The 15,331-nt window shown below is 62.5% G+C and carries 14 protein-coding genes; 4 read left to right on the top strand and 10 right to left on the bottom strand.

Translation table 11 applies throughout. The features are described 5' to 3' along the window. Positions 1 to 53 precede the first annotated feature (53 nt). The 3 genes from A9D60_RS00380 to sseA all read right to left on the bottom strand — a co-directional run bounded on the left by A9D60_RS00380 (position 54) and on the right by sseA (position 2,662). Positions 54 to 311 carry a hypothetical protein gene (locus tag A9D60_RS00380; protein WP_019297310.1) on the bottom strand — a complete coding sequence of 86 codons (258 nt, stop codon included), beginning with the start codon at positions 309 to 311 and terminating at the stop codon, positions 54 to 56. Between the two features lie 308 nt (positions 312 to 619). Further along, positions 620 to 1,804: an amino acid aminotransferase gene (locus tag A9D60_RS00375; RefSeq protein ID WP_065265761.1), complete on the bottom strand. Its 1,185-nt coding sequence runs from the start codon at positions 1,802 to 1,804 to the stop codon at positions 620 to 622. A gap of 3 nt (positions 1,805 to 1,807) precedes the next feature. Then, positions 1,808 to 2,662 carry a 3-mercaptopyruvate sulfurtransferase gene (gene sseA / locus A9D60_RS00370; protein ID WP_065265760.1) on the bottom strand — a complete coding sequence of 285 codons (855 nt, stop codon included), beginning with the start codon at positions 2,660 to 2,662 and terminating at the stop codon, positions 1,808 to 1,810. 348 nt (positions 2,663 to 3,010) lie between these two features. Between sseA and A9D60_RS00365 the strand changes: the two genes are divergently transcribed. After that, a complete protein-coding gene (locus tag A9D60_RS00365) occupies positions 3,011 to 4,045 on the top strand; it encodes a leucine-rich repeat domain-containing protein (RefSeq protein WP_254656597.1) in 1,035 nt (344 codons plus the stop codon). A gap of 12 nt (positions 4,046 to 4,057) precedes the next feature. Here A9D60_RS00365 and smpB read toward each other — a convergent pair whose 3' ends face one another. The 3 genes from smpB to A9D60_RS00350 all read right to left on the bottom strand — a co-directional run bounded on the left by smpB (position 4,058) and on the right by A9D60_RS00350 (position 6,079). After that, positions 4,058 to 4,540 (bottom strand): SsrA-binding protein SmpB, encoded by a 483-nt coding sequence (gene smpB / locus A9D60_RS00360; RefSeq protein ID WP_019297314.1) that lies wholly within the window; start codon positions 4,538 to 4,540, stop codon positions 4,058 to 4,060. A gap of 45 nt (positions 4,541 to 4,585) precedes the next feature. Next, positions 4,586 to 5,440 (bottom strand): DMT family transporter, encoded by an 855-nt coding sequence (locus tag A9D60_RS00355; RefSeq protein ID WP_065265758.1) that lies wholly within the window; start codon positions 5,438 to 5,440, stop codon positions 4,586 to 4,588. A gap of 78 nt (positions 5,441 to 5,518) precedes the next feature. Then, a complete protein-coding gene (locus tag A9D60_RS00350; RefSeq protein ID WP_065265757.1) occupies positions 5,519 to 6,079 on the bottom strand; it encodes a helix-turn-helix domain-containing protein in 561 nt (186 codons plus the stop codon). A gap of 105 nt (positions 6,080 to 6,184) precedes the next feature. Here A9D60_RS00350 and A9D60_RS00345 point away from each other — a divergent pair, with 105 nt between their 5' ends. Further along, on the top strand, positions 6,185 to 7,363 hold the full coding sequence (locus tag A9D60_RS00345) for a benzoate/H(+) symporter BenE family transporter (protein WP_065265756.1): 1,179 nt from the start codon (positions 6,185 to 6,187) through the stop codon (positions 7,361 to 7,363). A gap of 133 nt (positions 7,364 to 7,496) precedes the next feature. Beyond that, complete coding sequence (gene ilvD / locus A9D60_RS00340) at positions 7,497 to 9,341, top strand: dihydroxy-acid dehydratase (protein ID WP_065265755.1); 1,845 nt, start codon at positions 7,497 to 7,499, stop codon at positions 9,339 to 9,341. Between the two features lie 436 nt (positions 9,342 to 9,777). Here ilvD and A9D60_RS00335 read toward each other — a convergent pair whose 3' ends face one another. Continuing rightward, complete coding sequence (locus tag A9D60_RS00335; protein WP_065265754.1) at positions 9,778 to 10,596, bottom strand: sulfotransferase family protein; 819 nt, start codon at positions 10,594 to 10,596, stop codon at positions 9,778 to 9,780. A 142-nt stretch (positions 10,597 to 10,738) separates the two neighbouring features. Between A9D60_RS00335 and A9D60_RS00330 the strand changes: the two genes are divergently transcribed. Continuing rightward, a complete protein-coding gene (locus tag A9D60_RS00330) occupies positions 10,739 to 12,316 on the top strand; it encodes a DUF5928 domain-containing protein (protein WP_065265753.1) in 1,578 nt (525 codons plus the stop codon). A gap of 41 nt (positions 12,317 to 12,357) precedes the next feature. On the opposite strand, the gene rpiB is transcribed toward A9D60_RS00330, so the two are convergent. The 3 genes from rpiB to A9D60_RS00315 form a co-directional block, all read right to left on the bottom strand. Further along, on the bottom strand, positions 12,358 to 12,807 hold the full coding sequence (gene rpiB / locus A9D60_RS00325) for a ribose 5-phosphate isomerase B (protein WP_065265752.1): 450 nt from the start codon (positions 12,805 to 12,807) through the stop codon (positions 12,358 to 12,360). A gap of 140 nt (positions 12,808 to 12,947) precedes the next feature. After that, positions 12,948 to 14,033: a hybrid-cluster NAD(P)-dependent oxidoreductase gene (locus A9D60_RS00320; protein WP_065265751.1), complete on the bottom strand. Its 1,086-nt coding sequence runs from the start codon at positions 14,031 to 14,033 to the stop codon at positions 12,948 to 12,950. Between the two features lie 4 nt (positions 14,034 to 14,037). Then, complete coding sequence (locus A9D60_RS00315) at positions 14,038 to 15,273, bottom strand: aromatic ring-hydroxylating oxygenase subunit alpha (RefSeq protein ID WP_065265750.1); 1,236 nt, start codon at positions 15,271 to 15,273, stop codon at positions 14,038 to 14,040. Positions 15,274 to 15,331: the final 58 nt, after the last annotated feature.

Here is a 15,331-nt window from a genome sequence, read left to right as displayed (position 1 = left end):
GAGATGATCCCACGCTGTTGGGCCGGGCGCCACTGGCGCGGCGCGGGGCAGGCTCAGCCCTGAGGGACAACAATCACCTTGGGCGCCTTCTGGTCACGGTAATCACGGCGGTCCTCGGCGCGGTCCAGATGATCCTCAACCACGTCCCAGACACCGGTGTCGACGGCTTCATCCCTGCGGTTCTCGCGGCGGTCTGCGCGGTTTTCAACCCGGTCGATGACCTCGCCGTTTGCAGCAAAGGCGGGGGCGGCCAGCGGCAGGGCAACGGCGGCGGACAGGATCACGGCGAGGGCGGATTTTGCGAGGGTCATTTCGGTCTCCTAGGCTGTGTTGCGTATGACTTCCGCAAGCACAAACGCGGGGCCCTGGTGCTTCCGTCGCCCAATCACACCTGACTTTGCGTCAAGCAGCGTCCCGCACCGCGTCAGCAGCGCCACGCCCAAGCCTGCAAGCCCTTGGCGCAGCCAAGTCACGCAGCCAGACGCGGGAGCCCTGCCCTCACAAAACCGCCAATCGCCAATCTTGCGCGCAAAAGTTTTTATAAAAGTCTTAGGCGTCACCCCAAGCAAAAAACGCGCCCCGGAAAGGGCGCGTTTCTGAATTTCAAAGTGCCTCAGGCTCAAACGCCGGCATCGACAATCGCCTTGGCCAGCACCGGTACGGTGTTTGCGTTGAGGCCCGCGATATTCAGGCGGCTGTCGCCAACCATGTAGATGCCGTTGTCCACCCGCATCTTCTCGACCAGCTCCGGCGTGGTGCCCAGGAGCGAGAACATGCCGCGGTGCTGGGCGATGAAGCTGAACCGGTCGGAACCGGTCAGGCGCTGCAGTTCATCCGCGAGGCTCTGGCGCAGGCCCAGCATGCCAAGACGCACCTCTTCCAGCTCTGCCGCCCAGTCGGCGCGCAGAGCATCGTCGTTGAGGATCATGGTCACCAGACGCGCGCCGTGATCCGGCGGGAAGGAGTAGTTCTGCCGGTTCAGAAACGCCAGGGTGCCCTGATTCAGCGCTTGCGCCCCCGCGTCGTTGGACACCGCCATCAACAGGCCGGTGCGTTCGCGGTAGATGCCGAAGTTCTTGGAGCAACTGGCGGCAATCAGCGTCTCGGGGCAGCTGGAGGCCACCAGGCGCACGCCCAGCGCATCTTCTTCCAATCCGTCGCCAAAACCCTGATAGGCGATGTCGATCATCGGGATCAGGCCGCGCTCATTCAACAGCGCGATGACTTCCTTCCATTGCACCTCGTTGAGGTTCGCGCCGGTCGGATTGTGGCAGCAGCCGTGCAGCAGCACCACGTCGCCCTTCTGCGCGCCTTTCAGGTCTTCCATCATCCCGTCGAAGTTCACGCCGCGGGTGTCGCGGTCGAAATAGCGGTAAACGACAGTTTCAATGCCGACATAGTTCAGAATCGACACGTGGTTCGGCCAGGTCGGATCCGACACGAAGACGCGCGCCTTGGGGTTGGCCATCTTGATCAGCTCAAACGCCTGGCGCACGGCACCGGTGCCGCCGGGCGTTGCCGCTGCCGCGATGTTCTCACGCGCTACCGCATCACCCAGAATGAGTTTGATCATTGCGTCCGCATAGGCAGGATCGCCGGCCAGGCCGACATAGGACTTGCTGGTCTGCTCTTCCCACAGCTTGTGCTCAGCAGCCTTGATTGCGCGCATCACCGGGGTGACACCCTCGGCGTTCTTGTAGACGCCAACACCAAGGTCGATTTTGTCCGCGCGCGGATCGTCGCGGTACATCTGCATCAGCGCCAGGATCTTGTCGGCAGGCTGGGGTTTCAGGGTCTCGAACATTGCTCAGTTCTCTCCGGTAGCAACGGGAAGGGTCGGGAAGGCACCCCATTCCACCCATGACCCGTCATAAAGCGAATGATCGGTCTTGCCGATACGCTCCAGGGCGAGGCTGAGGATGGCGGCGGTGACGCCCGATCCGCAGGAAGTAATCGCAGGTTTGTTAAGGTCGACGCCAGCGGCCTCAAAGGCAGCGCGGATGCCTTCAGCGTCTTTCATGGTGCCATCGGCCTTCAGCACCTGGCCAAAGGGCACATTGCGGGAGCCAGGAATGTGGCCGGCCCGAAGGCCTTCGCGCGGCTCGGGCGCATCGCCGCGGTACCGCTCGGCAGAGCGGGCGTCGATGATTTCATGATCACCCAGCTTGGCGGCGGCAGAGACCTGGGTCACATCGCGCACCATGTGGTTCTGCACCCGCACAGTCATATGGCGGTCGCGGATCACCGGCGGCAGGTCCTCGACCGGGTGGCCTTCGGCCTGCCATTTCGGAAAACCGCCGTCCAGCACCGCGACGTTGGTCTGCCCCATCAGCCGGAACAGCCACCAGACGCGGGCCGCTGAGAACAGCCCGGCACCGTCATAGACCACCACCTGGTGGCCGTCGCCGACACCCATGGCACGCAGCTTGGACATGAATTTTTCAACCGGCGGCACCATGTGCGGCAGGTCGGAACGGTTGTCGGAAATCTCGTCGATATCGAAAAACCGCGCGCCGGGGATATGGGCGGCCTCATACTCCGCTTTAGCGTCCCGCCCCTGCTGCGGCAGATACCAGGACGCGTCCAGAACCCGCAGATCGGGGTCCTTCAGATGGGCGGCAAGCCAGTCCGTGGAAACCAGCGTCTTCGGATCGTCCTGCATCAAAGCGTCTCCCTATCTGCATATAGCGCCATGGGTACATCCCGTGGCTGGGCGGTGCAAGCTATCCCGTCCCCTCACCAGCCCATGCACACATCTTGAGCGTGTTTTACGGAGCAGCAACAAGTTGCCCGCATACTTGCCGCACATTTTTGAAAAGGTAATCGAATGCCTCGCCTGTGCAGTTTTCTCGCATTTATCCTAATGTCCACCTGTTTTTTCGCACCGTCCTCTGCGCAGGCCGAATGCATCGAGTTTGGAAATACATGTATATTTGGCAATGACTTAAAGGCGAGCATCCGGATCGGCAGCACCACTTCAGACTTGCAGGAACTGACACAGTTTCAACATTTGACTGATCTGTCGCTGATCGCAGAACCGGGAGTTGAGAACCAGTTGGATCTGTCACCCCTGGCTCGGCTTCCCAGCCTGGAAAAGCTGGCAATGGTGGGGCTTACCGTGTCCAGCCTGAAACCGCTGACCAGTTTGCCGGAGTTGCGGCGGCTCAGCCTTGATTCTGTTCACGCGCCCGAATTTACCCCGCTGACGCAAATGACCGGGCTTGAGCACCTGTCCGTTTGGGGTATCAGGGAGGTAACAGATCTGTCTTTCCTGCGCGGTTACATCCGGTTGCAAAGCCTCAATATTGCCGGCACCGGCGTCACGGATCTAACCCCTTTGGAAGGGATCGAGACACTCGAAAACCTGCTGGCATTCAACACCGGTGTATCCGACCTAGCACCGCTTGCGGCCGCGAACCTGCGGGTTCTCTGGATCTCCGGCTGCCCGATCCAAAGCCTGGCGCCGCTGACGGCCTCCAGCAGGCTGGAAATGCTGCGCGCGGATGGCACCCGCGTGCAAAGCCTAGAGGGGCTGCAGGATAAACCCGCCCTTCATACCCTGGTCCTGACAGGCAGCCACGTTGCCGACCTTTCGCCTTTGGCAAGCGCGGGCAGGCTGGCGGAATTGGACCTTGCGAACACGCAAGTCCAAGACCTCGCCCCCCTGTCAAACCTTTCCGCGCTTCACACTGTGGTATTGGACGGCACGGCTGTCAGCAGTCTGGAGCCGCTTGCAGGGCCAAGCCTTCGCGAGCTTTCTGCAATTGGCACTGCGGTGATCAGCCTGGCGCCGGTCCGGCTGATGCCAGGTCTGAAGGAACTTGAAATATCCGGCACAGCCATCCGGGATCTGCAACCGCTCGAAGGCCTGAAAAACCTGTCTATCCTGCGGGCTATCGGCTTGCCTCAGGAAACTCTCCTGCCGCTGCTCAGGACCGAAAACCTCAGGATCCTCTACGCCGGCCCGGAAGGCGGACCGCACAGGCGGCTGCTGGGGCGGAAGCAGATTGCCAGATACGTTACCGGCGCAGGGCAGCAAGACTGAAAGAACTGATGCCTACCGCGCGTCCTTCAGCAGCCGCTGCTTCTGGCGGCCCCAGTCGCGCTTGGCCTGGGTCTCGCGCTTGTCGTGCAGCTTCTTACCCTTGGCGATGCCCAGTTTGATCTTGGCGCGGCCTTTGTGGTTGAAATAAATCACCAGCGGCACCAGGGTCATCCCCTTGCGCTGGGTCAGGTTCCACAGATCCGACAATTCCTTGCGCGACACCAGCAGCTTGCGGCGTCGGCGCTCTTCATGCTTGAACACCTTGGCCTGCGCATAGGGCGGAATGTAGGAGTTCACCAGCCACAGCTCGCCCTCCTCCACCGCAGCATAACTGTCAGCGATATTGGTGCCATTGCCGCGCAGCGCCTTGACCTCGGATCCCTCCAGCACGATGCCGCATTCGATGTCGTCCTCGATTGCGTAATCGAAACGCGCCCGCCGGTTCTCGGCGATCACCTTGTAGTTCGGGTCTGATGTCTGCTTTTTCTTGGCCATGGGCGGCAGATGTAAGGCCGCGCTGCGGCGGGCGCAAGATGGCGCTTACGCCTTGCGGCTGCGCAGCAGCGTGAAAACACCACTGCCGACGATCACGGCGCTGCCAATCAGCGTCAGGGTGTCGGGACGTTCGCCGAATACCAGCACCCCCAGCACCATGGCAAAGACCAGCCGCGTATAGCGGAACGGCGCAATTACAGCGATCTCCCCCGCCCGCATAGCGCCTGAGAGCGCGTTATAAGCAATCACCCCGATCACCGTGGCAGCAGCGATGTCCAGCCAGTTGCGCGGGGCCGGCCAGACCGCGCCGCCAGTCCAGCCCAGCGCAATGATCCCGGCAACAACCAGCATGGCAAACCCCAGGAAACCCAGCTGGTTATTGCTCATGTCCTTGGGCGCCGCGCGGGTGGCCAGATCGCGGCCCGCAAAGCCCAAAGTACCCGCGACCGCAAACAGCGAGGCCGGTTCAAACCCGCTCAAGCCCGGGCGCAAGATCAAGAGCACCCCGGCAAATCCCAGGCCGATCGCCAGCCAGCGCCGCCAGCCCACAGTCTCGCCAAAGAACACCACCGCGCCGGCCGCCACCACCAGTGGCGTCGCCTGCAGGATGGCCGAGGCCGAGGACAAAGGCGTCAGCGCAATCGCCAAGGTGAAACACAGCCGCCCGACGACCTCCGCCAAGGATCGCCACAGCATCGGGCGCGTGCCAAAGCCCGGGTGCCAGGGGGCGTGACCTTGCGCACGCGCCATAGCGGCAAAGACCGCCATGCCTCCAAGCCCGAACAGGATCAGGATCTGCCCGACCGGCAGCGCAAGAGCCGCAGATTTGATGAACATGTCCTCCAGCGCAAAGGCGGCCATGGCCAGCACCATCAGAAGGCTTCCGCGCAGCGTGTCCATTCCCAGCTCCAAATCCTGCAAACTCAACCACTTGCGCAAGTGGTAGGCAGCTTGGGAAAGATACACAAGTGAAGCAGATCAATCCCGCTGCGTCAGAACCGCCTGCCGGTAGTGATGCATGTTGAGGAAAGCCGCACCGGTATCCCGGCTGCGGTAGCCATGCGGCTGGTCGGCGGAAAAGCGCAAGCCCTGCCCCGGCTCCAGCGCCACCCATTCGCCATCCCGCAGCACCTCCATGGACCCGTGCAGCACATAAACCTCCTCGGTCACGCCGGTGTCATGCGGCTGCGACTGGTGGCTTTGGCCCGGCTTCAAAGTCACCTGAAAGGTCTCGGCTCCTAAGAGCGGGTCGAAGGGAAAGACGATTTTCACCCCGATGCTGCCGGGAAACTGCACCGTCTCGTAGACGCCTGTCACTTCGCTCACTGGTCGTGCGGCCTCTCCCAAGAGGGCGGTCAGCGGCAGGTGGAACCCCTTGGCAATCTTCCACAGCGTCGCAATCGTCGGGCTCGATTCGCCGCGTTCAATCTGACCCAGCATCGCCTTGCTGACCCCAGTGATCTCCGCCGCCTTGCTGAGGCTAAGCCCTGCCGACGCGCGGATTTCCCGCAGGTTCAGGGTGATGCCGTCATCGCTCATTGTCTTTGCCCGCCAAAAAACACTTGTGCGCTATAACGCACAAACTGTAGTGTGCGCCATAACGCACAACACCCCTACCCCATCCGCACGCTCAGGAAAACCCGCATGCTCAAAGATCTGAAACTGTCGCATCTCGTCTCCGGGGCAGTTGCCGTGCTGGTTGGCTATACCGGATCGGTCGCCATCATCTTTCAGGCGATCGAGTCTGTGGGCGCCACCCAGGCCCAGGCCAACAGCTGGATGCTGGTGCTGGGGCTCGGCATGGGGATCACTTGCCTGATCCTGTCGCTGATGCACCGGATGCCGATCCTGACGGCCTGGTCCACGCCCGGCGCGGCACTGCTGGCGGTCAGCCTCAACGGCGTGCCGCTGGCAGAGGCGGTGGGCGCCTTCCTCCTCTGCGCTGTTCTGTTGACCCTCACCGGTATTACTGGCTGGTTCGCGGCCCTCTCCCGCCTGATCCCGGACAGCCTGGCCAGCGCTATGCTGGCGGGCATCCTGTTCCAATTCGGGCTCTCCGCCTTCACCTCGCTGCAGACTGATACTGCGCTGGTGGCGGTCATGGGCCTCACCTTCCTGGCCGGGCGCAAGCTGTTCCCCCGCTATTGCATCCCCGCAGTGCTAGCCGCAGGCGTGGCGTGGTGCGCGGGCATCGGAGCATTCGGCAGCCTGGAGGCGCTGGACCTGACGCTGGCCCGCCCCGAATTCGTCATGCCCGCCTTCTCGCTGCCGGTGCTGATCGGCATCGGCCTGCCGCTCTACATCGTCACCATGTCCTCGCAGAACATGCCTGGCGTGGTGGCGCTGAAGGCCTGCGGCTATGAACCGCCGGTCTCAGCCAGCCTGACTGTCACCGGCCTGGCCTCGCTGATCCTCGCTCCCTTCGGCGGCTTTGCCTTCAACCTCGCCGCCATCACTGCCGCCATCTGCGCCGGGCCGGAGGCAGACGACAACCCCGACACCCGCTATCTGGCAGGTGTGATGACGGGTCTGGTCTACATCCTGGTGGGGCTTGGCGGCGCCACCGTCATCAGTCTGTTCCTGATCGCCCCCAAGGCACTGGTTGCCACCGTCGCAGGGCTTGCGCTGCTGGCCACCATCGGCAACAGCCTCTCCGCCGCGTTGGCAGGACCGCAAGGGCGCGAGGCTGCGCTGATCACCTTCATGACCACCGTCTCCGGCATCAGCTTTTATGGAATCGGTGCACCGTTCTGGGCGCTTGTGCTGGGCCTTCTGGTGAATCACTGGCTGAAAAGCCCGGAACCGGCCCCCACCCGCGCCTGAGAACCACCGCCAGAGACATTTCGCCACTGAATTCCGGCGCAAACTGCGCCAAAATTACCGAACAGCCCCCCGGCCGGTTGCCTTTATTGCGCAAATCGTGTCCCTGAGGGCAAAGACTAAGGGAACCAGCCTGATGCCAAAGTACCGATCCAGAACCTCCACCCATGGCCGCAACATGGCGGGCGCCCGCGGACTGTGGCGCGCCACCGGCATGAAAGACGATGATTTCGGCAAGCCGATCATCGCCATCGTCAACTCCTTCACCCAGTTCGTGCCCGGCCACGTCCACCTCAAGGACCTGGGCCAGATGGTCGCCCGCGAGGTCGAGGCGGCCGGCGGCGTCGCCAAGGAATTCAACACCATCGCGGTGGATGACGGCATCGCCATGGGCCATGACGGGATGCTGTATTCGCTGCCCTCGCGCGAGGTGATTGCCGACAGCGTCGAATACATGGTCAACGCGCACTGCGCGGATGCGATGGTCTGCATTTCCAACTGCGACAAGATCACGCCCGGCATGCTGATGGCCGCCATGCGTCTCAACATCCCGGCAATCTTCGTCTCCGGCGGCCCGATGGAAGCGGGCAAGATCGACATTGCCGATCTGGACATGAAGAAAATCGACCTGGTGGACGCCATGGTCGCGGCGGCGGACGACAAGTTCACCGACGATCAGGTGAAGCACATCGAGGAAAACGCCTGCCCGACCTGCGGCTCCTGCTCCGGCATGTTCACCGCCAACTCGATGAACTGCCTGGCCGAGGCCCTGGGCTTAGCGCTGCCGGGCAACGGCTCGACACTCGCCACCCACGCCGACCGCAAGGGCCTGTTCCTGGAAGCCGGCCGCAAGATCGTCGAGATCACCAAGCGCCACTATCAGGACGAGGAAAAAGGCCTGCTGCCGCGCGAGATCGCGACCTTTGACGCGTTCGAAAATGCTATGAGCCTGGACATCGCCATGGGCGGCTCCACCAACACCGTGCTGCACCTCCTGGCCATCGCCAACGAGGGCGAGGTGGATTTCAACATGTCGCACATGGACCAGCTCAGCCGCAAAGTACCCTGCCTGTGCAAGGTCGCGCCGAACATCCACAACGTCCACATGGAGGACGTGCACCGCGCCGGCGGCATCTTCTCGATCCTCGGCGAACTCAGCCGCGCAGGGCTGCTGCACAACGACTGCCACACGGTGCATTCCTCCTCCATGGGCGAGGCGATTGCCAAATGGGACATCAAGGTCGCCAACAACCCGGAGGCCGAGGAGCTGTTCAAGGCCGCGCCCGGCGGCGTCCGCACCACCCAGGCGTTTTCCCAGGCCAACCGCTACAAGGAGCTGGACACCGACCGTGAAAACGGCGTGATCCGCGCCAAGGAGCACGCCTTCAGCCAGGATGGCGGCCTCGCCGTGCTGTTCGGCAATATCGCTCTGGACGGCTGCATCGTGAAAACCGCGGGCGTCGATGAAAACATCCTCAAGTTCACCGGTTCGGCCTATGTCTGCGAAAGCCAGGACGCCGCCGTGAACGACATCCTGACCGGCAAGGTTAAGGAAGGCGACGTGGTGGTGATCCGCTACGAGGGCCCGCGCGGCGGTCCGGGGATGCAGGAAATGCTCTACCCGACCTCCTACCTGAAGTCGAAGGGCCTAGGCAAAGCCTGCGCACTGCTGACTGACGGGCGGTTCTCCGGCGGCACCTCCGGCCTGTCGATCGGCCATGTCTCGCCTGAGGCAGCCGAGGGCGGCACCATCGGCCTTGTGCGCCAGGGTGACACCATCGAGATCGACATCCCTAACCGCTCGATCCACCTGGCAGTATCCGACGAGGAGCTGGCCGCACGCCGCGAGGAACAGGACGCCAAGGGCTGGAAGCCCGCCGAACCGCGCAAGCGCAAAGTTTCCAAGGCTCTGAAGGCCTATGCGCTGCTGGCCACATCGGCGGCTAAAGGCGCCGTGCGCGCGCTGCCTGACGAAGACTGATACCGCTCAGACTTGGAGCACACAGAACCCGGCGCCCCAACCGCGGCGGGTTTTCTTTTGGCTCCCGCGCCTAAGGCCGGGTCAAGGGGCGCGGCGGCGCAGCTGCTTGCCCTTGAGGCGGTCTCAGGGGCCGAATACTTAGCAAGGCGCGTTCATGGCGGACCTGCCCCTGAACCGCTTCTCAGTACTTCTATTCTTCACCGGCCGGCTCCCGCCCCCGCTGCGGCCAGCTGGCATGCGCCAGCTACCCACACGGCGTTGGGCGTGGCACCGTGCTTGCGCACGGCGCGCCTCCGGCGGGAGTATTTGGGCAAAGGTGAAGCTGCGCGGCCATTTTCTGAACCTGCCCGCGCCGCGTCAGCGGCGCCCGGCCCAAGGCTTGTGCTGCTGCACCTATGATGCGGCGGCAAGGCACGGGAGGTTCCCGCCCTCCGCCTTACTCCCCCAGCTTGGCGTGCACCTCATCGAGATCGATCTCCCCCACCGGCATCTTGTTGGCCGGGTTTTCGAAATCGTATTTGAAAAGCTCGAAATCGCGCTTATAGATCTCGTAGACCAGATGCATCGACAGGTCGTCGAAGTACTCCTCCACAGGATGCGCACGCTTGGGGCCGTGCCCCTCGCTTTCATTGAAACGCGGGATCGCGGCCAGGTCCACGGGATGCGGCGTCTCGATCGCGTCCAGCACCCCCTGCATCCCGTCATTGAACGTCTCGGTCCAGAAGATCCGGTTGTAGCGCCCGCCGTTCAGGATGAAGGTCGACACATGCCCCGACATGGCCGACCAGTGGATGTCCGGGTCCATCGGGCGGCGCCAGCGGATGGTGTCGCGGGCAAACAGCAGGAACCGGCGGAAGCTGGCAATCTGGTCGAACTCCTGCTTGCCGTCATCGCCGCCGACCTCGATCCCGTATTCATAAGCGAGCTTGGGCACCAGGTTGCCGCGGTAGCGGCGGCCGTTGCGCTGGATGCCGCAGATCTTGTCAAAGAAAGACGACAGGATCCGGGTGTAGGGGTTGCGCACGCAGGTGAACGCATAGGACTGCTGGCCCTGAACATTGCGGGTGATCGGCTCCTGGCTGTGCTCCAGCGCCCATTTGTGCAGGCCGTCCTTGGCGTCGTGAATGTCGCCGTCAAAGAACCGCCCGTGGTCCGAGTAGTAGAGGATCTGCCCGATGGTCGAGCAGGCGCATTTCGGCACCACCCGGTAGACCACACTTTCACTTTCCGTCATCCAGGTGCCGGGAAACCCCATCTGCTGCCCTCTTGTCCGTCTTTGCCTGTTCCCAGCAGTAATCGCATATGTTTACCGAAACGGGAACTATCTGGTTTATTCGTGTGCTCAGCGCGCTTATCAAGGTAAACAATCAGGCAGAACAAGGCAGTCCGTCCCTCCAATGGCAAAAATCGCATATATTCTGCTGTGCCATAAAAACCCCGACGCGATCATCCAGCAGGCTGAGCGCCTGACCGCGGCCGGCGACTGCATGGCGATTCACTTCGACGGGCGGGCAGCACCGGAGGATTACCAGCGGATCCGGTCGGAGCTGGCGGACAACCCCAACGTGACTTTTGCCAAGAAGCGGATCAAATGCGGCTGGGGTGAATGGTCGCTGGTCGAGGCCACGCTGCACGCCTTGCGCAGCGCGGTGGAAGAATTCCCGCGCGCCACCCATTTCTACATGCTGTCGGGCGACTGCATGGCGGTGAAGACGGCGGAATACGCCCACCGGTTTCTCGACGAACACGACAAGGATTTCATCGAGAGCTTCGACTTCTTCGAAAGCGACTGGATCAAAACCGGCATGAAGGAGGACCGGCTGATCTACCGGCACTTCTTCAATGAGCGCAAGCACAAGCAGCTGTTCTACTGGAGTCACGACCTGCAAAAACGCCTGGGGCTGCAACGGGGTATCCCGGCCGACATTCAGGTGCAGATCGGCAGCCAATGGTGGTGCCTGCGCCGCCGCACTGTCGAGTGGATCCTCGGGTTCATCCGCAAACGCCGCGACGTGATGCGCTTTTTCCGCACCACATGGATCCCGGACGAGACCTTCTTTCAGACCCTGGTGCGCCACCTCATCCCGGAGGCGGAGATCGAGGCCCGAACCCTCACCTTTCTGATGTTTACCGACTACGGGATGCCGGTGAACTTCTACAATGACCACTATGACCTTCTGCTCAGCCAGGACTTTCTGTTCGCCCGCAAGATCAGCTCTGACGCCAAGGAGCTGAAGTCACGGCTCGGGCGGCTTTATGCAGCACAGGGAGTGGAGTTCCAGATCTCCAACGAGGGGCGCAGCCTCTACAAGTTCCTGGCCCAGCGCGGCCGCGACGGGCGCCGCTTTGCGCCGCGGTTCTGGGAGACGGAAAGCACCCTAGGCCGGGAACGCGAATTGCTGATTGTGGTCTGCAAGAAATGGCATGTGGCCAAGCGATTGCTGGAGCAGATCCGCCAGGTCACCAACATTCCGGCGATCGAATACCTGTTCAACGAGGAAGACACCCCCCTGCCCGACCTCGGCGGCATTCAGGCGGCTCTGATGAAACGCACCCGCCACCGCCGGGCGCTGATGCGGATGCTGTTTGAATACTATGAATCCGACAAAATGATCATCTGCCTGGATCCTGGTGCCATCGACCTGATGAATGATTTTCATTCGGACCGGTCCTCGACGCGCTTTTTGCATATCGAATGCGATTTCAGCGACGATTATCTGATCGGTCATGCCCACCGCGTTGGTCTCGCAGGCGAACACACACCGCAGCAAACGCTGGAGCGTCTGCTGCCGACAATCCGAAATGACATCCTGCATGAAAGCGACCGCATCCGCGATGCAGGCTTCAGCCAGCTTTACAAGATACGAGAGAGCAGCAGTCCAGAGGCAAACGCGGGCGAACTCAGCGGCTTCCTGAACCTGACCGAAGACAAGGCCCGGCAAATTGCCGGGACTGAATATCTGTTTGCCGACTGAAACGGGGTTCTTCTGCCCCGCATCAAAACTGAAGTCGGTGCTTAGTCTTCCAATGACTTGATCATGTCGACGCGGATGCCGTGGCGGCCGCCCTCGAACTCGGTGCCCAGGAAGGCATCGACGATCTCCAGCGCCAGTCCTTCGCCGACTACACGGGCACCGATCGACAGCATGTTGGCGTCGTTATGGGCGCGGATCATCTTGGCGGAGAAGGTGTCGGAGCAGACGCCGCAGCGGATGCCTTTCACTTTGTTGGCCGCCATCATGATGCCCTGGCCGGTGCCGCACAGGATAATGCCCAGCGCGCAGTCGCCAGATGCCACCAGCTGCGCGGCGGCAGCACCGTGCTTGGGGTAATGGGTGCTTTCCGGGGTCTGCGGACCGATGTCCTGCACCTCCCAGCCCTGTGCTTCGATATGGGCGGCAACGGCCTTGCGCAGCTCGATGGCGGCGTGGTCGCTGGAAAGGGCAATGCGTTTGCTGGCGGTCATGGTCTGATGGTCCTGTATCGCAACGGGGGTATGAGGCTTCGCCCCGTGTTGACCAAGGGACGGGCGCGGCGTCAATCCCTTTGTTGCCGCAGGCCCGGACCAGAAGGGAACGGAGGGCCCGCAGGAGGCCCCCCGACAGATCAGATGTCCACTTCGACCCGGCCAATCGGGTTTGAACAGCAGGCCAGGATATACCCCGCCTCAATGTCCTCTTCCGAGATGCCGCCGTTGTGGACCATATGCACATCACCCGCGGTCTTCTTAACCTTGCAGGTGCCGCAGATGCCAAAGGTGCAACCAGACGGGATGTTGAGGCCCGATGCCTTGGCCACTGCCAGCACGGTGTCGGTCTCGGTACAAGTTGCGGTCACGCCCGATGCCGCAAAGGCGATCTCCGCGGCAGCGGTCTCTTCCGGCACCACATCGTCCAGCTCCGGTGCGTCTGCCTCCGTCGCTACCGGCGCGCCAAAGCTTTCCTGGTTGTAGTTCTCCATGTCAAAGCCGAGGCCGTTCAGCATGTCGCGCACCGCCTGCATGAACGGCTCCGGCCCGCAGCAATAGACCTCGCGCTCCAGATAGTCGCCGGCGATCAGGCCCAGCATGATCTGATTCAGCTGTCCGCGGTAGCCGGTCCAGACCTGATAGGGGTCGTCCTCCTCCACCACGAAGTGCAGCTTGATCCCCGGCACCCGAGCCGCCATGCCCTCCAGCTGGCGCCGCGCGATAATCTCGCTGGGCCGCTTGGCGCAGTTGATGAAACAGACGTCCGGCGACTGGCCGCGGTCGAACAGATACTGCGTCATCGACAGGCTCGGCGTGATGCCGGAGCCTGCGGAGATGAACAGGAATTTGCCGTTCGGGCGTTTCGGCAGGGTGAACACGCCCGCCGGGCCGGAGGCTTTGAGGAACATGCCCGGACGCAGGTGGTCCAGCATCCAGCGCGTGCCGATGCTGTCTCCTTGCGCCTTCACCGTCACTGAGATCGACAAGGGCCGCGACGGCGACGAACTGATGGTGTAGGTTCGCCAGACAGTGCCGCCCGGCACCGGCAGCTCCAGCGTCAGGAACTGGCCCGGCTGGTATTTGAACCACGCGCCGGACGGCGCGCGGAAGCTGAAGGTGGTGGTGTTCGGCGCTTCCGGCACGACAGAGACGCATTCCAGCATCTCGTCGTCCTTCCACGCCAGAGTTTCGTCCAGCGTCTCGAAATTTGCCTGCAGTCCCATGCCGTTACTCCGCCGCGATCAGGTGGCGGCCGGTCAGCGCGCGGGTCAGGTGCTCGGCATACCAGTTGGAGAATTGGATGACGCCGCTTTCCTGCACTTCCGAATAGGGACCGGGCTCATAAGCGGGCGAGTTGATGCCGCGCTGGTTGTCCTCGACCACGATGCGGTCCTCGTCGTTGGTGGCAACCCAGACCTCGGTCAGCCGCTTCAGGTCGTAATCCTGGCCCTCGACCGCGTCCTTGTGCACCAGCCATTTGGTGGTGACTTCGGTTTCGGTCGGGCTGATCGGGGTCACCCGGAACACGATGGAATGATCCGGCAGGAAGTGGTTCCAGGTGGTCGGGTAGTGGAACTTCAGCAGCGTGCCCGCATCGGCAAACGGCACCCGGCCCAGCTTCTTGGCGACAGCCGCCTTGCCGTCCATGGTATAGCTCTCGGCGCCCTCATTAAGCGGCATCCGCGCCACACGGTACTGGCCGCGCGCGTCGATCTGGAACTGCGCGGGCACACCTGCCGCCTCGATCCGGTCGAAATGCTTCTGCAGGTGCGGCGGGGTCACGCCGCCCTCAACACCGGTGACGGACGGATCTTCCGGGAAGGTCCGGCACAGCGACGGGTGGTTGCCGCCGCAGTGATAGCACTCGCGGTTGTTCTCCCAGACCAGCTTCCAGTTGCCGTTCTCGATGATCGAGCTTTCATAGGCGACCTTGGCATTGGCCAGGTCATGCGGCTCCAGATAGGGGCGGGCCATTTCAGCAAAGGCGTCAAAATCCGGCGCCTCATCCGCCAGGCAGATGTAGATCAGCCCCGCCAGATCGCGGCAGTGCACCGGTTTCAGCCCGTGTTTGGAGGCATCGAAGTCAGGCCCCATATCGCGCGCCCACAGCAGTGAGCCGTCCAGCTCATAAGTCCACTGGTGGTAGGGGCAGACCAGCTTGGGCGAGTTGCCCTTCTTGGCCTTGCAGACAACCGAACCGCGGTGGCGGCAGGCATTGTGGAACGCACGCACCTCACCATCGGTGCCGCGCACGATGATAACGTTGTAGGCGCCGACCTGATGGGTCACGAAATTGCCCGCCTTGGGGATCTCGCAGGCCGGAATGGCAAACAGCCACTCGCGGTAGAAGATCTGGCGCATGTCCAGATCCAGCACGCCCGGATCGGTGTAAAACGCCTGCTCCAGGGAATAGTTTTTCTGACGGGCGACCAGTTTGGCCAGAATTTCGCTGTCGTGAAGCATTTGCTTCTCTCCTTTGCCGCATCCCCGCGGCAGGTTGGCTTGGCTGCGGGCATGGGGG

Origin of the sequence: Leisingera sp. JC1 (genome assembly GCF_001679925.1) — a bacterium.
Lineage (GTDB): Bacteria > Pseudomonadota > Alphaproteobacteria > Rhodobacterales > Rhodobacteraceae > Leisingera.
The sequence above is the reverse complement of the archived record's forward strand: the minus strand, read 5'-3'. Positions and strand labels throughout refer to the sequence as shown.